This window comes from Agromyces sp. NPDC058110 (genome assembly GCF_042884735.1).
Lineage (GTDB): Bacteria > Actinomycetota > Actinomycetes > Actinomycetales > Microbacteriaceae > Agromyces.
The window spans coordinates 148,622-168,897 of sequence record NZ_JBHVTI010000002.1 but is presented as its reverse complement, the minus strand read 5'-3'; the positions used below and the strand labels follow the sequence as shown (position 1 = coordinate 168,897).

Below are 20,276 nucleotides of genomic sequence, written 5' to 3'. Positions count from 1 at the left end.
AAGGCCATTTCGCGTGTTAAGAATCGTTCTTCTTTCGATAGGCTTAAGGCATGAAGGCCGGAACCACCGATCTCGCGACCCTTGGTCAGCGCATCCGCCATTTCCGCGGCGAGCGCGGCATGACCCTCGACCAGACGGGCGAGGCGGTCGGGCTCGCCGGCTCGCAGCTCTCGCTCATCGAGAACGGCAAGCGGGAGCCGAAGCTCTCGACGCTCGACGCGCTCGCGACGGCGTTCGGCATCGGGCTCGAAGACCTCCTCTCGCGCGAGGCGCCGAGCCCGCGCGCCGCCCTCGAGCTCGAGCTCGGCCGCGCGCAGGCGAGCCCGCTCTACGCGAGCCTCGGGCTGCCGGCGATCCGCGCCGGCCGCGGCATCGGCGACGAGACCCTCGAGGCGATCGTGGGGCTGCACCGCGAGCTGCAGCGGCGGGCGAGCCAGGCCATCGCGACGCCCGAAGAGGCACGGCGCGCCAACACCCAACTGCGCGAGCGCATGCGCGACCGCCACAACCACCTGCCCGAGATCGAGCAGCTCGCCGAGGAGCAGGTGCGCGCCGCCGGCCACCGCACGGGCGCCGTGACGCACCGCGAGGTGAGCGTCATGGCCGAACGACTCGGGTTCCAGCTCATCTACGTCAACGACCTGCCCGACTCGACGCGGTCGATCACCGACCTCTCGAACGGGCGCATCTACCTGCCTCCGGCGTCGATCCCCGGCGGGCACGGCCTGCGCTCGATGGCGCTGCAGGCCATGGCCCACCGCCTGCTCGGGCACCAGCCGCCCGCGAGCTACGACGAGTTCCTCTGGCAGCGGCTCGAGATCAACTATTTCGCGGCGGCGTGCCTCATGCCGCGCGACGCGTCGGTCGCGTTCCTCCAGCAGGCGAAGAAGGAGAAGCGGCTCGCCATCGAGGACTTCCGCGACGCGTTCGGCGTCACGCACGAGGCCGCGGCCCTGCGCTTCACGAACCTCGGCACCGAGTACCTCGACATGACCGTGCACTTCCTGCGCGTGGCCGGCGACGGCGCACTGCTCAAGGGCTACGAGAACGACGGGCTGCCCCTGCCCACCGATGTCACGGGTTCGATCGAGGGGCAGTGGGTGTGCAAGAAGTGGAGCGCGCGCACCGCGTTCGAGCACACGAACCGCACGACCGAGAACTACCAGTACACCGACACACCCGCGGGCACCTTCTGGTGCGCCACCCAGACCGGCCGAACGGATGCCGCGGAGTTCTCGATCTCGGTCGGCGTGCCGTTCGCCCAGGCCAAGTGGTTCCGCGGCCGCGAGACCACCGTGCGCGCCGTGTCGACGTGCCCCGACGAGGCCTGCTGCCGCCGGGCGCCCGAGGGCCTCGCCGAGCGCTGGGCCGGCCGGGCCTGGCCGAGTGCACGCCTGCACGCCCACGTGCTGTCGCCGCTGCCGTCCGGCACGTTCCCCGGCGTCGACGACGCCGAGGTGTACGCGTTCCTCGAGGAGCACGCCGGGCAGTAGGGCGCGACGGGAGTCGCGACGGGCCGAGCCCGGAGACTTCGCATGACGGATGCCGCGGCGGGCTGCCGCGGCATCCGTCACGTTATAGCGCCTATTGCAATAGTGTGCGACGCACAGTATCGTGTCAGTCATGGACATCGATGAGACGACGACCGCGCACCTGCAGGAGCTGCGCCGCGGCACCGTGGTGCTCGCCTGCCTCGTGCGACTCCGCACGCCCGACTACGGGTACGCGCTGCTCGAATCACTGAACGGCCTCGGCATCCTCGTCGACGCGAACACCCTCTACCCGCTGCTGCGGCGCCTCGAGAAGCAGGGGCTGCTCACGAGCGAGTGGAACACCGACGAAGCGAGGCCACGCAAGTTCTACCGCACGAGCCCCACCGGCGACGCCCTCGCAGTCGCCCTCATGACCGACTGGCGCCGCATCGACGACGCCCTCACCGGGCTCACCGGCCCGGCCGCATCGACTGGAGACGCATCATGACCGAGCTCACCGACCGCTACCTGTTCGCGGCGACCCGCAGCCTGCCGGCCGCCCAGCGCGAGGAGCTGTCCCGCGACCTCGCCGAGCGCATCGCCGACACGATCGACGCGCGCATCGAGGCGGGCGCCTCGACACCCGACACCGCGGAGCGCGATGCGCTCGTCGAGCTCGGGCACCCCGCGGCCCTCGCGGCGACGTACAGCGACCGGCCGCTCATGCTGATCGGGCCGCGCTACTACCTCATCTGGAAGCGGCTGCTGGTCTTCCTCGAGTCGTTCGTGCCGGTCACGGTCGCGGCGGTCGCGGCCTTCGGCATGGTCATCGGCGGCGCCGGGTGGGAGGTCATCGGCCAGGCGGTCGGCATCGCCATCACCGTGGCCGTGCAGCTGGCGTTCTGGGTCACGCTCGTGTTCGCGTTCATCGAGCGCTACGGCGCCAGCACGGGCACCGACGTCGACGAGGCCCTGTCGTGGACGCCCGATCAGCTGCCGCAGTTGCCCGAGGTCCGCCGCCCGCACCGGCGCGCCGACCTCATCGCCGCGCTCGTGTGGCTGGCGATCGCCGCGGGGTTCGTCGTCTGGCAGCAGTTCGGCGCCGTGTGGATCGACGGCGAGCGCACCGACGTCCCGCTGCTCGACCCCGCCCTGTGGTCGTTCTGGCTGCCGTACCTCCTGGTGCTGCTCGCGCTCGAGGCCGCGTTCGCCGTGTGGATCTACCGCAGCGACTGGAACTGGGCCAACGCGGCCGTGAACGTCGTGCTGAACGCGGCGTTCGCCATCCCCGCCGTGTGGCTCTTCGTCGAGGGCCGCCTGCTCAGCCCCGAGTTCGTCGAGCTCGTGCAGCCGCACCTCGACGCCGACGCGCAGTGGGTGCTCTCGGTGATCTTCGTCGCCGCGGTCGTCGGGGTCTGCGCGTGGGACTGCATCGACGGCATCATCAAGGCCGCCAAGGGCGGCGGGCGCGGCACGCTCGACTTCCCGGGCAACCGCAGCGTGCGCTCGCAGTCGCAGGTCTGAACGCCGAGCGCGCGACGAGGGGCGGATGCCGCGGCATCCGCCCCTCGTTCCGTGCTCAGGCTCCGGATGCGGGCGACGACGCAGCGCGGCAGTCGACCGACGCGCCGGGCGGGCGCCCGCGGCATCCGGAGTTGTGCCGTGCTCCCTACTTCGGCCCCATGCGGATGGCGCCGTCGAGGCGGATCGTCTCGCCGTTCAGCATCGGGTTCGCGATGATCGAGCGCACGAGGGCCGCGTACTCGGCGGGCGAGCCGAAGCGCGACGGGTGCGGGATCTGGGCGGCGAGCGAGTCCTGGATCTCCTGCGCCATGCCGGCCATCATGGGCGTCTCGAAGATGCCGGGCGCGATCGTGACGACGCGGATGAGCAGCTTCGACAGGTCGCGCGCCAGCGGCAGGGTCATCGCCGCGACGCCGCCCTTCGACGCCGAGTAGGCGGCCTGGCCGATCTGGCCGTCGAACGCGGCGACCGACGCGGTGTTGACGATCACGCCGCGCTCGGCCGTCTCGGGGCCGCCCGGCACCTGGCCGACGGTCGGCTCGGTCTCGGCCATCGCCGCCGCCGCGAGGCGCGTCACGTTGAACGTGCCGATGAGGTTCACGCGGATGGTGCGCTCGAACACGTCGAGCGGCGCGGGTCCCTCTCGCCCGACGGTGCGATTGCCCGTCGCGATGCCCGCGCAGTTCACGGCGACCCGCAACGGTCCCAGAGCGGATGCCACGGCCACGGCCGCCTGCACCTCGGCCTCGTTCGCGACGTCGGCCGCGACGAAGTGCGCGCGATCGCCGAGCTCGGCCGCGGCCTCCTCGCCGCGGGGGCCGGGCAGGTCGACGAGCACGACGGACGCGCCGGCGTCGAGCAGCGTGCGTGCGGTGGCCCGGCCGAGGCCGGAGGCCCCTCCGGTGACGATGGCGGATGCGCCTTCGAGGTGCATGTGTGCTCCGTTCTCCGAGATCGATCGGTCGCGGATGGTCGCCTTCGGGTCGGTGTTCCGACCATTCGCGACCGTTCGACCGTCTCGTCGGGGTGGGTGGTGGGTGGTGGGTGGAACGTTCAGATGCGTTCGATGATCGTGGCGTTGGCCATGCCGCCGCCCTCGCACATCGTCTGCAGGCCGTAGCGGCCGCCGGTGGCCTCGAGCTGGTTCACGAGGGTCGTGAGCAGACGCGTGCCCGACGAGCCGAGCGCGTGGCCGAGGGCGATGGCGCCGCCGCGGGGGTTGAGCTTCGCGGCATCCGCCCCGGTCTCGGCGAGCCAGGCGAGCGGTACCGACGCGAACGCCTCGTTGACCTCGTAGGCGTCGATGTCGTCGTGCGAGAGACCCGCGCGCTCGAGCACCTTCGCGGTCGCCGGGATGACGCCCGTGAGCATGTACAGCGGGTCGCTGCCGACGACCGAGAACGCCCGGAACCGCGCCCGCGGCGTGAGCCCGAGCTGCTCCGCGGCATCCGCGCTCATGATCAGCGCGGCCGACGCGCCGTCGGTGAGCGGTGACGAGTTGCCCGGCGTGATGCGCCAGTCGAGGTCGGGGAACCGCTCGGCGAGCGCGTCGGTGCGGAACGCGGGATTGAGCCCGGCCAGGCCTTCGGCCGTCGTGCCGGCACGCACGGTCTCGTCGGCGAGGCCGTCGACGCCCGGCACGGGCACGACCTCGGTCGCGAATGCGCCCGACTCCCCCGCAGCCGCAGCGAGCGCGTGCGAGCGAGCGGCGTACGCGTCGAGGTCGCCGCGCGAGAAGCCCCACTTCTCGGCGATGAGCTCGGCCGAGACGCCCTGGTTCACGAGCCCTTCGGGGTACCGGCCGGCAAGGCGCGAACCGTACGGGTTCGCGCCCGCCGCGCTCGACCCGAGGGGCACCCGGCTCATCGACTCGACGCCGCACGCGATGACGATGTCGGCCTGGCCCGACATCACGGCCTGCGCGGCGAACGTCGCCGCCTGCTGGCTCGATCCGCACTGGCGGTCGATCGTCGTGCCCGGCACGTGCTCGGGGAACCCGGCGGCCAGCACGGCGTTGCGGGTCACGTTGTACGACTGCTCGGCGACCTGGCTGACGCATCCGCCGATGACGTCGTCGACGAGGCCGGGGTCGAGGTCGTTGCGGTTCACGAGCGTGTCGAGCACGCCCGCGAGCAGGTCGACGGGGTGCACGCCCGAGAGCATGCCGCCCGGCTTGCCGCGCCCGACGGGAGTGCGGATCACATCGACGATGACGGCTTCGGCGCTCATGCGTGCAAGCCTACGTCCGGGCCGACGCGACGACGGATTCCCCGAGGGCGGCTCAGCTCGCGGGCGGTCCTCCAGAACGACGGATGCCGCGGGCCCGACGTGGGCTCGCGGCATCCGCTGCACTTCGAATGCGCCCGGCGGCGCGGCGGATCAGCCGGCTACGAGCTCGGCTGCGGCCTCGGCGTCGCCCAGGTCGAGCGCGGCGTCGAGCGCGGCGAGCACGACGGGCTCGCGCACGGGCAGCACGACCGGGTGGGTGCCGGCCATCTTCTCGATGACGCGCACGACCTGGCACGAGTAGCCGTACTCGTTGTCGTACCAGACGTAGAGCACCGCGTCGGTGCCGTCGGCGATCGTGGCGAGCCCGTCGACGATGCCCGCACGGCTCGACCCCACGAAGTCGGTCGAGACGACCTCGGCCGACTCGATGTAGTCGACCTGCTGGCGCAGCGGCGACGTGAGCGAGACCTGGCGGAGGTAGCGGTTGATCTCGTCCTTCGAGGTGGGGCGATCGAGCTGGAGGTTCAGGATCGCGAGCGACACGTCGGGCGTGGGCACGCGGATCGCCGATCCGGTGAGCTTGCCCGCGAACGAGGGCAGCGCCTTCGCGACGGCCTTGGCCGCACCGGTCTCGGTGATGACCATGTTGAGCGCCGCCGATCGGCCGCGACGGTCGCCCGAGTGGAAGTTGTCGATGAGGTTCTGGTCGTTCGTGAACGAGTGCACGGTCTCGACGTGACCGCGAACGACGCCGTACGCGTCTTCGACGGCCTTCAGCACGGGCGTGATCGCGTTGGTCGTGCACGACGCGGCCGAGAGGATGCGGTCGGATGCCTCGATGTCGCCGTCGTTGATGCCGTGCACGATGTTCTTGAGCGCGCCCTTGCCCGGCGCGGTGAGCAGCACGCGGGCGACGCCCGTCGAGCGGAGGTGCTGCGAGAGCCCCTCCTCGTCGCGCCAGCGGCCCGTGTTGTCGACGACGATCGCGTCGTGGATGCCGTAGGCGGTGTAGTCGATCGCGGCGGGGTCGTTCGCGTGGATCACCTGGATGAGGGTGCCGTTCGCGAGGATCGTGTTGGCATCCTCGTCGACCTCGATGGTGCCCTGGAAGGGGCCGTGCACCGAGTCGCGGCGCAGCAGGCTCGCACGCTTCACGAGGTCGTTCGCCGACCCCTTGCGCACGACGACGGCGCGCAGGCGCAGGCCGTTCGCGTCGCCCGAGTGCGCGATGAGGATGCGGGCGAGCAGGCGTCCGATGCGGCCGAAGCCGTAGAGCACGACGTCGGTGCCCTGGCGTGCGGGGCGGTCGGCGTCGACGAGGACGTCGGCGAGCTCGCCGCGCAGGTAGTCGACGAGCGCGACGCGCTCGCCCTCGGGGGCGGATGCCGCGTAGCCGGTGATGAGGCGCGCGAGATCGAGCGAGGCGGGGCCGGGGGCGATCTCGCGGAGCGCCTCGAGCACCTGCATGGTGTCGACCGGGTCGAGCGCGACGTCGCCGGCCTGGCGGGCGAAGCGGTGCGCCTTCAGCAGCTCGATGGGCGAACGGTTGATGAGGCGGCGGCCGTGGATGGAGGTCACCACCCCGTGGTCGCGGTAGAGGCCGCCGATGAGCGGGATCATCCGCTCGGCGAGCTCCTCTCGGGCGGTCCATCGGGCACGGCTGGCGTCGAATTCGAGGCTCACGGGGCTCTTTCTCGGCCGCGAAGCGGGAGGGCGTCGTCGACCTGGTCGGGCGTGGACGAGCCTGCCGGTGAGCAGCATCGGCCACGGGTCACTTCAGGGGGATGCTTCGATTCTAGGCAACCATGCCTGCGGGCGTGCTGTACGGGGCGGAGACCGGTTCATACCTTCTCTGACGCGATGTATACCGATTCCGAATGCCGGTCACCGGTCAGAGGGCGGGCGCTTCGCCGCCGAGGCGTTCGGCGACCTCGGCGATCCACTCGCGGCTCCAGGCGAGCTCGCCCGAACGGAGCCGGGCGATCAGCCCCTCGACGGCCTCGAGGTCGGCGTCGAGCAGGGCGATGCGGTACCGCTCGTCGAGCTGGAACAGTTCGGGGAGCCCGAGCTCGTCGCCCGCGGCGAGCCCGTCGACGAGCGACGCGCGCTCGACGCCGAGGGCGTCGCGACGCCGCTCGAGCGCGTCGGCGACCTCGTCCGACGGCAGGAGCATCGCGAACGACAGAGCGGCCGTGAAGCCGGCCCGCTCCGAGGTGCCCGCGGAGAGGTAGTCGCGCAGCCACTCGGCGACCGTGGATGCCCCGAGGTCGGTCACCCGGAAGACCGTGCGCTCGGGGCGGCCCGCCTCGCGCTCGACCCGGTCGACGTCGATGAGCCCACTGCGCTGCAGCCGGTCGAGCACGGGGTAGAGCGAGGCGCGAGTGGGGATCGCGACGACCTCGGTCTTGCCGCGCTCCTGGAGGAGCCGGTGGAGGGCGTACGTGTGCAACGGACGCTCGGTGAGCGTCGCGAGCACGACGAGCGCGGTCGGCGACCGGCGGTTCGCGGCGGGCGGCATGACTCCATCATAGTTGCGTCGATGAATAGTTAATGATTGACTATGGGTAATACCCAACCCGACACGATTCCCACCCCCACACGAGCACACGAGACAGCGAAGGACCGACCATGGACGCGATCATCATCGGCGGCGGCGTCGCGGGCGCCGCCGCGGCACTCGCACTGCACCGCGCGGGCATCGAGACCGCCGTCCACGAGGCGAGGCCGACGCCGTCGGACGGCGTCGGCGCGTGGCTGACCCTCGCGGTCAACGGCGTGTCGGTGCTCCACGATCTGGGCGTGCGCCCCCTCACCGGCATCGAGACCCCGCGCATGCGCCTCGGCCTCGGCGACGGCACCGCGCTCACCGACTTCCCGATGGGCGAGGGCACCATGTCGGTGCGGCGCACCGAGCTGTACGGAGCGTTGCTCGAGGCCGTGCACGCCGCGGGCATCCCCGTGCACTACGGCCGCCGCATCGTCGACCTCGACACGACCGACCGCGCGACGACCGTGCGCTTCGCCGACGGCAGCACCGCGGCTGCGGCGCTCGTCGTCGGCGCCGACGGCATCGGCTCTACCGTGCGCAGGCTCATCGACCCGCGCTCGCCGAAGGCCCGCTACCTCGGGCTGCTCAACACGGGCGGCTTCGCTCGCGACGTCGACGTGCCCACCGAGCCGGGCACCATGCACATGATGTTCGGCCGCGACACGTTCTTCTCCTGGCTCGCCTCGGGCGACGGCGAGGTCTGGTGGTTCGCCAACCCGGCCCGGCGCCGAGAGCCCGACCGCACCGAGCTCGCCGGCATCTCCGGCGAGGCCTGGCGCCGCACGCTGCTCGACCTCGTCCGGCGCGACGACCCGGTCGCGACGCGCGTGCTCGAGGCCAGCGAGCCCATCCTGCCCGCCTGGCCGATGTACGACTTCCCTCGGGTGCCCGTGTGGCACCGGGGCACGACCGTGCTCATCGGCGACGCCGCGCACGCCGCGTCGCCCTCCTCAGGGCAGGGCGCGTCGATGGCGCTCGAAGACGGGCTCGCCCTCGGACTGCTCATGGCCGAGGCGGGCGGATCGGCGGCAGGCGGCAGCTCCGGCGCATCGCCGGTGCCCGCCGTGCTCGCCCGCTACGAGGCGCTGCGCCGGCCGCGCGTCGAGCGCGTCATCGCACAGGGCAAGGCGAGCAGCTCGGGCAAGGCGCCCGGTGCGTTCCGCCCCGTGCGCGACGCGATGCTGCGCGCCTACTTCTCGAAGCCGCGCGCCACGACCGACACGGCGTGGCTGTGGGAGTACCGCGTCGCCGAGTCGGTGGCCAGGTCAGGCCGGGTCAGGCCGGCGTGACGTCCTCGACGAACCGGATGTCGTACTCGGCCACGCGCTGGGGCACCCCGTCGAACGCGGCGGCGCGCGCGTCGGAGGCGAGGTAGGTCTGCTCGAGTGCGAGGAACGCCTCCTGGTCGCCCTCGGCGCTCACGGCCCAGACGAACTCGTTCGTCTCGCGCACGCCGTAGGCGAACTCGATCGCGAACCCGGCGGCGGGGCGGACAGACGGCATGGTCGAGTTCCACCACGCGACGAACGCGTCGTACTCCCCGTCGACGAGCGTGTAGCGGCGCAGCTGAATGGTCTTCACCCGTCCATGATGCCGCACGCCGGCGTTGCCCCGGTTCGCCTCGGCTCGCTAGCGTGCAGACCATGCCCGAACCCCGACGAAGCCGACGCCCCGACCCCGCGGCATCCGCCCTGCTCCGCCTCGGTGCGGTGATGCTCGCGGTCGCCGTTCCGGCCGTGCTCGTCGGGTGCACGCCCCTGCCGACCGGTCTCACTCCGTCGATCGAGGTGACCGAGCTCGGCGGGCCGTTCGAGCCGCTCGGCATCCGCGTGGTCGGTCTCGCGCCCGGGGCGAGCGTGACCCTGCACACCTCGAGCGACATCGCCTACGTTCCGCACGAGTCGACGGCGGTCTTCACGGCGGACGCCGCGGGCGTGATCGACCTCGCCCGCGACGTGCCGACCGACGGCGCCTGGACCGTCGCCGACGCGATGGCTCCCATGTACATGTTCGGCGACGGCACCGTGACGACCGCGTTCCAGGAGTACGACCGCGAGCACACGGTCGAGCTCGAGGTGCTCGAGGGCTCGGTCGACGACAACGCCGGCGGTGACGCGTCGGGCGTCGTCATCGCCTCGACGAGCGTCGTGCGCGGCGCCCCCGAGGGCGCGTTCGACATCGTCACGGCCCCGGATGCCGGCACGTCGGCGTTCTTCGCCACCCCCGGCGACCTCGACCCGGGCGACGCCCGCCCCGCGCTGCTCGTCATGGGCGGCAGCGAGGGCGGCAGCGAGAGCGCCAGGCTGCTCGCGATGCAACTCGCCGGATTCGGATACCCGGCCCTCGCGATCAGTCTCTTCGGTTCGCCCGGTCAGTCCGACGAACTGTCGGAGGTGCCGCTCGACCCGGCGCTCGCCGCGCTCGACTGGCTGCGGGCGCAGCCCGGCGTCGACCCCGACCGCGTCACCCCGTTCGGCGTCTCGCGCGGCGGCGAAGTCGCCCTCTGGCTCGCGGCGACGCAGCCCGACCTCGTGCGCGGCGCGATCATGCCCGTCGGTGCCGGTGAGCTGTTCTGCGGGTACCCCGACGTCACGCGCTCGGCGTGGACCCTCGGCAGCGAACCGCTGCCGTGCACGACCGCGGTGTCGGGCGAGCCGCCCGCGGCATCCGTCATCGACGTCTCGACCATCGACGGGCCGGTCGTGCTCGCGTGCGGCACCGCCGACGCCGTATGGCCGTCGTGCCCGCTCCAGGAGCGCACGCTCGAGCGCCTCGAGGCCGCGGGCGTCGAGACGCACGCCGTCGAAGGCGAGGGCGCGAGCCACTTCGTGGCACTGAACCCGTACCTGCCGTACTTCGAGGGCACGGATGCCGCGGCCGACTCCTCGGCGCGGGCCGCGTTCTGGACGTCCGTGGTGGAGGCGCTCGGGCCGGCCGTCTGACCGCGCGGTCGGACGAGGCCCCCGCACCGGTCGTATACTCGTCACGTCCAGGCGCGACGAACGCGCCGGTGCTCGCAAAAGGGGCACGAAGCCCGGTCGGCATCGCCGCCGGCCGCGCGAGACATATACGGAATCCGCATCGCATCCGTCCGTCTCGAAAGGCTCCGTCATGCCCTCGACCCCTGCACCCACCTCCGTCTCCGCGCACGTCGCCCACGCGCTCGCCACCCACGTCGACCACGTCTTCGGCGTGATGGGCAACGGCAACGCCTGGTTTCTCGACGCGCTCGAGCGCTCGACCGAGGCCGTCTTCACGGCGGTGCGGCACGAGGCGGGCGGCGTCGTCGCCGCCGACACCCACTTCCGCGCCTCCGGACGCATCGCGGCGGCCACGGCGACGTACGGCGCGGGGTTCACGAACACGCTGACCGCCCTCGCCGAGGCCGCGCAGGCGCACGTGCCGCTCGTGCTCGTGGTGGGCGACGAGCCGACCTCAGGCCCCCGCCCATGGGACGTCGACCAGATCGCGCTCGCGTCGGCGGTCGGCGCGCGCACCTACACGGTCGGGCGAACGGATGCCGCGGCCACGACGGTCATCGCCATCGAGCACGCCCTGTCGTACCGCGTGCCGGTCGTGCTCGCGATCCCCTACGACGTCGCCGCGATCGAGGCGGGCCCGGTGCAGGACGCGCCGGAGCTGCGCCTGCCGACGCCGCTCGCCCCGCGCGGCGAGTTCGCGGGCGGCACGATCACCGAGCTCGCGTCGGCCCTCGCCGGTGCGAGCCGCCCGTTCCTGCTCGCCGGTCGCGGCGCCTGGCTCGCCGACGCCGGCGAGGCGCTCGGCGAGCTCGCCGACGCGACGGGCGCGGTCACCGCATCGACGGCGCTCGGCCGCGGCGTGTTCCCCGACGCCACGTACGACCTCGGGGTCACGGGCGGCTTCGGCGCCGAGGGCGCCATGGCCCTCGTGCGCGAGGCCGACGTCGCGGTCGTGTTCGGCGCGTCGCTCAACCAGTTCACGATGCGGTTCGGCGAGCTGTTCGCGCCCGGCACCCGGGTGTTCCAGGTCGACGTGGCGCCTGCGGCGACGCATCCGCACGTCGCCGGGTTCGTGCGGGGCGACGCCGGCCTCGTGGCCCGCGCGATCGTCGACGAGCTGGAGGCGCAGGGTGCCGAAGCATCCGGCTGGCGCGAGTCGATCGACGCGGCGGCCCTGCGCGAGCAGCCGGTCGCGCCGAACGCCGACGGCCTCGCCGACGACGGCCGCCTCGACCCGCGCGCGGTCGCACGCCGCATCGGCGAACTGCTGCCAGAGGACCGCGTCGTCGTCAGCGACGGCGGGCACTTCATCGGCTGGGCGAACATGTACTGGCCGGTCGCCTCCCCCGATCGCATGATCATGGTCGGCACGGCGTTCCAGTCGATCGGGCTCGGGTTCCCGAGCGTGCCGGGCGCCGCCGCAGCGAACCCCGACGCGACGATCGTGCTCACGACGGGCGACGGCGGCGGCCTCATGGCGCTCGCCGACCTCGAGTCCGCCGTGCGCTCGGCGGGTGGCCGGGGCCTCGCCGTGGTGTGGAACGACGCCGCCTACGGCGCGGAGGTCAACCTCTACGGCCTCAAGGGTCTCGCACGCGAGCCCATGCTCATCCCCCAGGTCGACTTCGCGGGCCTCGCGGCGGCGGTCGGCGCCGAGGGCGTCGCCGTGCGCTCGCTCGCCGACCTCGACGCGCTCGCCCGCTGGGCCGCGACGCCCGTCGCCGAGCGCCCGTTCCTGCTGCTGGACTGCCGCATCTCGGGCACCGTGGTCGCTCCGTACCAGGAGGAGATCATCCGCGTGAACAGCTGAGCGGATGCCTCGGGGCGGGCGCCCACGCTCCGCGGCAGCCGGCCGACCCGGCGCGGGCCCTGCTTCGACTCATGAAGCCGCGCCCGCGGCATCCGTCGGGCTCAGCAGCGCGGCCACGCGCAGGAAGCGGATGAACACCGCGATCCATCCGAAGATGAGTGCGAACACGATGATCTCGAACGCCGTGAGCGTGAAGTAGCCGACGGCGAACAGCACGACCGACGCGATCATCGCGCCCGCGAAGATCCACGCCGACACGAAGTACGTGCGGGGCATGCCCCGCAGCAGCCAGCGACCGCCGAACAGCAGCACCAAGAACACGAGCGCCATGCCCGACGCCGAGAGGTTGTGCAGCACCAGGTGCAGGTCGACCGGGAAGATGCCGACGCACGCGAGCATGACGCCCATCACCACGAACAGCGTCGGCACGACGCGCACGTTCGGCGTGTGCTCCTCGCCGCGCTTGGCGGCGAGCACCCGCAGGTCGCGAGCGACGTAGACCGCGAAGGTCGTCACGAGCAGGCCGGCGCAGATGAGCGTGCCGTTGAAGACCCAGCTCGAGAGGTCGTCGTAGGTGCCGAGCTGGCTGAAGTGGTACGTCCACCACTCGGGGTCGGGAGTCGTGACCATGGCCGTGAGCGTGCCGATCGCGATGAACGACAGCATCAGCGACGACATGCGCTGCGTCGTGGTCTGCGCGGCCGACAGGTACGAGATGTACGCCGAGAGCCCGATCGTCACGGCCGAGAGCACGACCGCCCAGAAGTTCGACAGCGGCAGGCCGATGAACCCGAGCGAGAGCACGCGGAAGAGGGCGAGCACCCCGACCAGGGCCAACGCCCCGTGCGCGACCGACACCGACACCGCGTTGACCGAGAAGGTCCACGAGGGCAGCGTGCGTCGCCACTGCTGCTCGGGCAGCGAGCGCGCACGCCAGTACGAGACGGCGGATGCCGCGGCGGCCACGATGCCCGCCGCGATCGCGGCCCACGTGCCGAGCGAGTCGCCCTGGCCCGCGAGCGTCAGCACGGGCACGACCAGCGCGATGACGAGCCCGTAGAGCGCACCGCCCGCGCCAGCGCCGAGGGCGGCGAACACGGCCTCGGATTCGCTGCGTCTCGACGGCCGCGCCGGACCCGGCGTCTCGGCCGATTGGGAGATCGTCTCGGTCATGTCGGCCCCCTCTTCGGCTGAAAACTACACCCGGACGGATGCCGTGCCAAGACCCCGCGCGGCGGCCGTCGGCCATGTCTCCGGATCGCTGGCAGACTGCTCGACGTGACCGTCGAGTTCGAGTGCCGCACGTTCGTGCCGGCGTCCCCGCAGCAGGCATTCGACCGGGCACGGAGCATCGACCTGCACGTGACCTCGATGTCGCGTTCGCGCGAGCAGGCGATCGGCGGGGTCACGTCGGGCCTCATCGGCCTCGGCGAGGAGGTGACCTGGCGCGCCACGCACTTCGGCATCTCCTTCCGCATGACGAGCCGGATCACCACGATGCACGAGCCGCAGTCGTTCACCGATGAGCAGGTGCGCGGCCCGTTCGCGGAGTTCCGGCACGAGCACGGGTTCGCGGCGCAGGGCGACGGCACGCTCATGACCGACCGCGTGCGGTTCCGTGCACCCCTCGGGCCGCTCGGACGGCTGGCCGAGCTCGTGCTCGGCCCGTACCTCGAACGGCTGATCGCCCGGCGCAACGCGCAGCTCGCCGCGATCGGCGACGCGTAGGGGCGGGGCGTCGCAGCAGGGCGTCGCAGCGGGGCGTCGCAGCGGCACGTCGCGGCGGCACGGCCGGCACCGCCCTGCGCGCTTCGACGTGGCATCGTATACGATTCACTCGTCCCTCGATGAAGTGGAGTACCAGTGCTCGACCAGCCCCAGATCGACGCGATCGCCGACGAACTCGTCGCCGCCGACCGCGACCGCACCACCGTGCCGCTGCTCACCGCACGGCACCCCGGCATGACCGTCGAAGACGCCTACGCCGTGCAGCGCGTGTGGTCCGAACGCCGCATCGCTGCGGGCGCACGGCTCGTGGGCCGCAAGATCGGCCTCACCTCGAAGGTCATGCAGGTCGCGACGGGCATCACGGAACCCGACTACGGCGTGATCCTCGACGATATGGTCATCGAGTCGGGCGCCTCGGTCGAGTTCGACCGCTTCTCGAACGTGCGCATCGAGGTCGAGCTCGCGTTCGTGCTCGCGAACCCCCTCGAGGGCCCGAACACCACGATCTTCGACGTGCTCGACGCGACCGCCTACGTGGTGCCGGCGCTCGAGATCCTGAACTCGCACATCGAGCTGCAGGGCCGCACCATCGTCGACACCATCAGCGACAACGCCGCGATGGGCGCGATGGTGCTCGGCGGCCGACCGGTCAAGGTCGACGCGGTCGACCTCCGCTGGATCGGCGCGCTGCTCTCGCGCAACCAGACCATCGAGGAGTCCGGTGTCGCGGCCGCGGTGCTCGGCCACCCCGCCATGGGCGTCGCCTGGCTGGCGAACAAGCTCGCCGCGCACGGCCAGGCGCTCGGCGCGGGCGAGATCATCCTCGCCGGGTCGTTCACCCGCCCCATGTGGGTCGAGCGCGGCGACACCGTGCACGCCGACTACGGACAGTTGGGAACCGTGACATGCCGATTCGAATGACGCTCCCGCCGACGCTCGCCGAGCGCATCGCGGCATCCGACCGGCCCCTCTTCGGCGCCTGGTCGTCGGGCGGCAGCGCCGTCAACGCCGAGATCGTCGCCGGCTCCGGTCTCGACGTCGTGCTGGTCGACGCCGAGCACTCCCCCATCGGCCTCGAGTCGGTGCTCGCGCAGCTGCAGGCCGTGGCCGCTTACCCGGTCGCGCCGCTCGTGCGCGTGCAGTACGGCGACACCGTGACCATCAAGCAGTTCCTCGACCTCGGCGTTCAGAACCTGCTCGTGCCCATGTGCGACAGCGCCGCGCAGGCCGAGGAGATCGTGCGGGCCGTGCACTACCCGCCGCGCGGCGTGCGGGGCGTGGGCAGCGCGCTCGCCCGCTCGGCCAGGTGGAACCGCGTCGAGGACTACCTCGCACAGGCGTCGTCGACCATCTCGCTGTTCGTGCAGATCGAGTCGGCGACGGCCGCGGCCGACGTCGAGGCGATCCTCGCGGTCGACGGCGTCGACGGCGTGTTCTTCGGGCCCGCCGACCTGGCCGCGTCGATGGGGCTCATCGGCCAGCAGGAGCATCCGGATGTCGTCGCCGCCGTGCTGCGCGGCATCGCCGCCGCCCGCGCCGCGGGCAAGCCCGCCGCCGTGAACGCGTTCGTGCCCTCCGCCGCCGACCGCTACGTCGAGGCCGGGGCGTCGTTCGTCGTCGTCGGAGCGGATGTCGCGCTGCTCGCCCGGGCGACCGAAGCCCTCGCCGACCGGTACATCGGGTCGCCCGACGACACATCCGCCGACTCCGCGCCGCGCGCGAGCTATTGACCGGGCCGAGCGCGGGCACGCCCCGAGGCACGCCACGCCACGCCCCCGACCCACCCACCCCGACCCGCCATGCCCCTACCCCGGAACGATCCCGGAAGTCAGGAACTCGTACGCACCTCAGGCCAGAACCACTCCGAACGTCCTGAGCCCCCGCCGTTCGCCTGAATCCCGCCCTTGCACAACCCGCCAGATCGTATATCATTTGGAATATCACGAGACGAGGACGTCAATGACCACCGATGACACCGCCACCCCGGGCGCCGACGGAGTCTCCCCCCGCAGCACCCCCGGCAGCACTCCCGGCAGCACCCCGGGCACCACGCGCACCGCTGCACCCGGCGCCACCCCCGGCAAGATCATCGCCGTGCACCTCAACTACCCGTCGAGGGCCGCACAGCGCGGCCGCACGCCCGCCCAGCCCAGCTACTTCTTCAAGCCCGCGTCGTCGCTCGCGGGCACGGGCGGCACCATCGAGCGCCCCGCCGGCACCGAACTGCTCGCGTTCGAGGGCGAGATCGCGATCGTCATCGGCGAGCGCGCCCGCCACATCTCCCCCGCCGACGGCTGGCGGCACGTGGCATCGGTCACCGCGGCGAACGACTTCGGCGTCTACGACCTGCGCGCCGCCGACAAGGGCTCGAACGTGCGCAACAAGGGCGGCGACGGCTTCACGCCGCTCGGCCCCTCGCTCATCCCCGCGAGCGTCGCCGGCGAACACGGCTGGCGCGTGCGCACCTGGGTCAACGGCGCCCTCGTGCAGGAGGACACCAGCGAAACCCTGCTCTTCCCGTTCGGCCGACTCGTCGCCGACCTCTCGCAGCACTTCGCGCTCGAACCTGGCGACGTGATCCTCACGGGCACGCCCGCAGGCTCCAGCGTCGTCGTGCCGGGCGACGTCGTCGAGGTCGAGGTCGACGCACCGGATGCCGCGGGGTCGCCCTCGAGCGGACGCCTCGTCACGACCGTGACCCAGGGCGACGTGCCCTTCGGCGACTTCGGCACCAAGCCGAAGCTCGACGACGCGCAGCGCATCGAGGCCTGGGGCAGCGAGGCCGAGCACGCCGCGGCCGTCGCCGCCGGCAAGGCGAGCCCGCTCGACGCGCCACGCGCCGCGACCACCCCCGCCACTGACGCCCCAGCCACTGACGCCCCGGCCGCGAACACCCCTGCCGACGCGCCCGCCGCGGACGCGGCATCCGCCTCGCCCCTGACCGACGAACTGCGTGAGACGATCTCCGGCGTCGCCGTCGCGACCCTCTCGGTCGCGCTCCGCAAGCGCGGCTACCACGACATCTTCATCGAGGGCGTGCACGCCAACCACCCGGGCGACCGCATCGTCGGGCTCGCGAAGACGCTGCGGTTCATCCCGTTCCGCCCCGACCTGTTCGCCTCGCACGGCGGCGGGTTCAACGCGCAGAAGGTCGCGTTCGACACGGTCTCCCCCGGCGAGGTGCTCGTCGTCGAGGCCCGCGGCGAGCGCGGCACCGGAACCGTGGGCGACGTGCTCGCACTCCGCGCGCAGGTGCGCGGCGCCGCCGGCATCGTGACCGACGGCGGCGTGCGCGACTTCGAGGCCGTGGCGGAGTTCGACATCCCCGTGTTCTCGCAGGGCCCGCACCCGAGCGTGCTCGGCCGCCGCCACGTGCCGTGGGAGGTCGACGTCACGATCGCCTGCGGCGGGGCGGCCGTGCAGCCCGGCGACGTCATCGTGGGCGACGGCGACGGCGTCATCGTCATCCCGCCGCACCTGCTCGAGGAGGTCGTCGCCGAGGCCGCCGCGCAGGAGGCCGAAGACGCGTGGGTCGCCGCACGCGTGGGCGAAGGGGCATCCGTCGACGGGCTCTTCCCGATGAACGCCGCGTGGCGCGCGCGGTACGACGCCGAGCGCAGCGACGCCGCCGCCGGAGCAGGGCGAGCGGATGCCGCATCCGCACCCTCATCGCAGGCAGGCGCCCGATGAGCGGCGAGAGCAAGTCGCAGAAGGCGTACCGCTTCATCCGCGAGCGCATCGACGACGGACGCTACGTGCCGGGCTACCGCCTCGTGCTCGGCCAGATCGCGGGCGAGCTCGACATGAGCGTCGTGCCCGTGCGCGAGGCGATCCGCCGCCTCGAAGCCGAGGGGCTCGTGACCTTCGAGCGCAACGTCGGCGCGCAGGTCGCGCTCATCAAGGAGACCGAGTACCTGCACACCATGCAGACGCTCGCGCTCGTCGAAGGCGCGGCGACCGCGCTGTCGGCGCCGACGCTCACGCCCGACCACCTGCGTCGTGCGCGCGAGGTGAACGAGCGCATGCGGCAGACCCTCGACGACTTCGACCCGGTGCGGTTCACCTCGCTCAACCTCGAGTTCCACGCGGTGCTGTTCGAGGAGTGCCCGAACCCGCACATCCTCGACCTCGTGCACCGCGGCTGGAACCGCATGAAGGTGCTGCGCGACTCGTCGTTCAGCTTCGTGCCGGGTCGAGCGCACGAGTCCGTGGCCGAGCACGAACGCATCCTCGACTTGATCGCCGACGGCGCCGACGCGCTCGACATCGAGCTGTGCGCCCGCGCGCACCGCACCGCCACGCTCGACGCCGTGCTCGCCTACCAGGCCGACCACAAGCATCCGGCGCCTTCCGCCGCCGCGACCGAACCGGCCGCCGCGACCGCCTGACCTCGCCCGACCACCCTCCGAACGGAAGATCCACGATGACCGACACCACCGCGACCGACACCGCACGCGACGCAGTCCACGTGCCCGAGGGCCTGCCCGACCGCATCCGCCACTACATCGACGGCGAGTTCGTCGACTCGGTCGACGGCGACACGTTCGAGGTGCTCAACCCGGTCACGAACGAGACCTACGTGCACGCCGCCGCCGGCAAGAAGGCCGACGTCGACCTCGCCGTCGCCGCCGCGCGACGCGCCTTCACCGAGGGCCCGTGGCCGAAGATGCTGCCCCGCGAGCGCTCGCGCGTGCTGCACCGGATCGCCGACATCGTCGAGTCGCGCGACGCCCGCCTCGCCGAGCTCGAATCGTTCGACTCGGGCCTGCCGATCACCCAGGCGCTCGGCCAGGCCCGCCGCGCGGCCGAGAACTTCCGCTTCTTCGCCGACCTGATCGTCGCCCAGTCCGACGACGCGTTCAAGGTGCCGGGCAAGCAGATGAACTACGTGAACCGCAAGCCCATCGGCGTCGCGGGCCTCATCACGCCGTGGAACACGCCGTTCATGCTCGAGTCGTGGAAGCTCGGCCCCGCGCTCGCGACCGGCAACACCGTCGTGCTGAAGCCCGCCGAGTTCACGCCCCTGTCGGCCTCGCTCTGGGCCGGCATCTTCGAGGAGGCGGGCCTGCCGAAGGGCGTGTTCAACCTCGTCAACGGCCTCGGCGAAGACGCCGGCGACGCGCTCGTGAAGCACCCCGACGTGCCGCTCATCTCATTCACGGGCGAGAGCTCGACCGGCCAGCTCATCTTCGGCAACGCCGCGCCCTTCCTCAAGGGCCTCTCGATGGAGCTCGGCGGCAAGAGCCCGGCGATCGTGTTCGCCGACGCCGACCTCGACACCGCGATCGACGCCTGCATCTTCGGCGTGTTCTCGCTGAACGGCGAGCGCTGCACCGCGGGGTCGCGCATCCTCGTGCAGCGCGACGTGTACGACGAGTTCGTCGAGCGCTACGCCGCGCAGGCCTCGCGCGTGATCGTGGGGCACCCCCACGACCCGAAGACCGAGGTCGGCGCCCTCGTGCACCCCGAGCACTACGACAAGGTGATGAGCTACGTCGAGCTCGGCAAGACCGAAGGCCGTCTCGTCGCCGGCGGCGGTCGCCCCGAGGGCTTCCCGACCGGCAACTACGTCGCCCCGACGGTGTTCGCGGATGTCTCGCCCGACGCCCGCATCTTCCAGGAGGAGATCTTCGGCCCGGTCGTCGCGATCACGCCGTTCGACACCGACGAGGAGGCGCTCGAGCTCGCGAACAACACGAAGTACGGACTCGCCGCCTACGTCTGGACCAACGACCTGCGCCGCGGCCACAACTTCGCCCAGGCCGTCGAGGCGGGCATGGTGTGGCTGAACTCCAACAACGTGCGCGACCTGCGAACCCCGTTCGGCGGCGTCAAGGCCTCGGGCCTCGGCCACGAGGGCGGCTATCGCTCGATCGACTTCTACACCGACCAGCAGAGCGTGCACATCACGCTCGGCGCACCGCACAACCCGACCTTCGGCAAGGCGTGAGCCGCGGCATCCGCCCCGCTCCTGCCCCACCCGG

Annotated in this window: 18 protein-coding genes; 12 read left to right on the top strand and 6 right to left on the bottom strand. The window is 72.1% G+C overall.

Annotated features, from left to right (window positions below):
* Nucleotides 1–50: 50 nt before the first annotated feature.
* The 3 genes from ACFVS8_RS05420 (at nt 51) to ACFVS8_RS05410 (ending at nt 2,996) form a co-directional block, all read left to right on the top strand.
* On the top strand, nt 51–1,493 hold the full coding sequence (locus ACFVS8_RS05420) for a helix-turn-helix domain-containing protein (RefSeq protein ID WP_387058594.1): 1,443 nt from the start codon (nt 51–53) through the stop codon (nt 1,491–1,493).
* Between the two features lie 130 nt (nt 1,494–1,623).
* Nucleotides 1,624–1,980, top strand: a complete 357-nt coding sequence (locus tag ACFVS8_RS05415) for a PadR family transcriptional regulator (RefSeq protein WP_387058591.1) — start codon at nt 1,624–1,626, stop codon at nt 1,978–1,980.
* Nucleotides 1,977–2,996 carry a permease prefix domain 1-containing protein gene (locus ACFVS8_RS05410; RefSeq protein ID WP_387058589.1) on the top strand — a complete coding sequence of 340 codons (1,020 nt, stop codon included), beginning with the start codon at nt 1,977–1,979 and terminating at the stop codon, nt 2,994–2,996. Before ACFVS8_RS05415 ends, ACFVS8_RS05410 begins: the two co-directional genes overlap by 4 nt.
* A 145-nt stretch (nt 2,997–3,141) precedes the next feature.
* Here the strand turns inward: ACFVS8_RS05410 and ACFVS8_RS05405 are convergent, their stop codons facing one another.
* The 4 genes from ACFVS8_RS05405 to ACFVS8_RS05390 all read right to left on the bottom strand — a co-directional run bounded on the left by ACFVS8_RS05405 (nt 3,142) and on the right by ACFVS8_RS05390 (nt 7,743).
* The gene (locus ACFVS8_RS05405) at nt 3,142–3,930 is read right to left on the bottom strand and encodes an SDR family NAD(P)-dependent oxidoreductase (protein ID WP_387058587.1); all 789 of its coding nucleotides are present in this window, start codon (nt 3,928–3,930) and stop codon (nt 3,142–3,144) included.
* A gap of 119 nt (nt 3,931–4,049) precedes the next feature.
* Complete coding sequence (locus ACFVS8_RS05400; RefSeq protein ID WP_387058584.1) at nt 4,050–5,225, bottom strand: thiolase family protein; 1,176 nt, start codon at nt 5,223–5,225, stop codon at nt 4,050–4,052.
* A 150-nt stretch (nt 5,226–5,375) separates the two neighbouring features.
* Nucleotides 5,376–6,908 (bottom strand): glyceraldehyde-3-phosphate dehydrogenase, encoded by a 1,533-nt coding sequence (locus tag ACFVS8_RS05395; RefSeq protein ID WP_387058581.1) that lies wholly within the window; start codon nt 6,906–6,908, stop codon nt 5,376–5,378.
* Between the two features lie 208 nt (nt 6,909–7,116).
* Complete coding sequence (locus ACFVS8_RS05390) at nt 7,117–7,743, bottom strand: PadR family transcriptional regulator (RefSeq protein WP_387058578.1); 627 nt, start codon at nt 7,741–7,743, stop codon at nt 7,117–7,119.
* A gap of 110 nt (nt 7,744–7,853) precedes the next feature.
* On the opposite strand from ACFVS8_RS05390, the gene ACFVS8_RS05385 reads away from it, so the two are divergent.
* Nucleotides 7,854–9,062 carry an FAD-dependent oxidoreductase gene (locus ACFVS8_RS05385; RefSeq protein WP_387058576.1) on the top strand — a complete coding sequence of 403 codons (1,209 nt, stop codon included), beginning with the start codon at nt 7,854–7,856 and terminating at the stop codon, nt 9,060–9,062.
* Here ACFVS8_RS05385 and ACFVS8_RS05380 read toward each other — a convergent pair.
* The gene (locus ACFVS8_RS05380) at nt 9,049–9,354 is read right to left on the bottom strand and encodes a hypothetical protein (protein WP_387058573.1); all 306 of its coding nucleotides are present in this window, start codon (nt 9,352–9,354) and stop codon (nt 9,049–9,051) included. The genes ACFVS8_RS05385 and ACFVS8_RS05380 overlap by 14 nt on opposite strands.
* 62 nt (nt 9,355–9,416) lie before the next feature.
* Between ACFVS8_RS05380 and ACFVS8_RS05375 the strand changes: the two genes are divergently transcribed.
* Together ACFVS8_RS05375 and ACFVS8_RS05370 are read left to right on the top strand one after the other, a co-directional pair.
* Nucleotides 9,417–10,715 carry an acyl-CoA thioesterase/BAAT N-terminal domain-containing protein gene (locus tag ACFVS8_RS05375; RefSeq protein ID WP_387058570.1) on the top strand — a complete coding sequence of 433 codons (1,299 nt, stop codon included), beginning with the start codon at nt 9,417–9,419 and terminating at the stop codon, nt 10,713–10,715.
* A gap of 169 nt (nt 10,716–10,884) precedes the next feature.
* The gene (locus tag ACFVS8_RS05370; protein WP_387058567.1) at nt 10,885–12,564 is read left to right on the top strand and encodes a thiamine pyrophosphate-binding protein; all 1,680 of its coding nucleotides are present in this window, start codon (nt 10,885–10,887) and stop codon (nt 12,562–12,564) included.
* Nucleotides 12,565–12,633: 69 nt separating this feature from the next.
* Here ACFVS8_RS05370 and ACFVS8_RS05365 read toward each other — a convergent pair whose 3' ends face one another.
* Nucleotides 12,634–13,737, bottom strand: a complete 1,104-nt coding sequence (locus tag ACFVS8_RS05365; protein WP_387058565.1) for a DUF998 domain-containing protein — start codon at nt 13,735–13,737, stop codon at nt 12,634–12,636.
* Nucleotides 13,738–13,842: 105 nt separating this feature from the next.
* On the opposite strand from ACFVS8_RS05365, the gene ACFVS8_RS05360 reads away from it, so the two are divergent.
* The 6 genes from ACFVS8_RS05360 (at nt 13,843) to hpaE (ending at nt 20,242) form a co-directional block, all read left to right on the top strand.
* Nucleotides 13,843–14,292 (top strand): SRPBCC family protein, encoded by a 450-nt coding sequence (locus ACFVS8_RS05360; RefSeq protein WP_387058563.1) that lies wholly within the window; start codon nt 13,843–13,845, stop codon nt 14,290–14,292.
* A gap of 135 nt (nt 14,293–14,427) precedes the next feature.
* Nucleotides 14,428–15,213 (top strand): 2-oxo-hept-4-ene-1,7-dioate hydratase, encoded by a 786-nt coding sequence (hpaH, locus tag ACFVS8_RS05355; protein WP_387058560.1) that lies wholly within the window; start codon nt 14,428–14,430, stop codon nt 15,211–15,213.
* Complete coding sequence (locus ACFVS8_RS05350; protein WP_387058557.1) at nt 15,198–16,022, top strand: HpcH/HpaI aldolase/citrate lyase family protein; 825 nt, start codon at nt 15,198–15,200, stop codon at nt 16,020–16,022. Before hpaH ends, ACFVS8_RS05350 begins: the two co-directional genes overlap by 16 nt.
* A 229-nt stretch (nt 16,023–16,251) precedes the next feature.
* Nucleotides 16,252–17,982 (top strand): fumarylacetoacetate hydrolase family protein, encoded by a 1,731-nt coding sequence (locus ACFVS8_RS05345; protein ID WP_387058554.1) that lies wholly within the window; start codon nt 16,252–16,254, stop codon nt 17,980–17,982.
* Entirely contained in the window at nt 17,979–18,680 is a 702-nt protein-coding gene (locus ACFVS8_RS05340; RefSeq protein ID WP_387058551.1) for a GntR family transcriptional regulator, read from the top strand. The genes ACFVS8_RS05345 and ACFVS8_RS05340 overlap by 4 nt, the downstream gene beginning before the upstream one ends.
* 35 nt (nt 18,681–18,715) lie before the next feature.
* Nucleotides 18,716–20,242 carry a 5-carboxymethyl-2-hydroxymuconate semialdehyde dehydrogenase gene (gene hpaE / locus ACFVS8_RS05335; RefSeq protein WP_387058548.1) on the top strand — a complete coding sequence of 509 codons (1,527 nt, stop codon included), beginning with the start codon at nt 18,716–18,718 and terminating at the stop codon, nt 20,240–20,242.
* Nucleotides 20,243–20,276 lie beyond the last annotated feature (34 nt).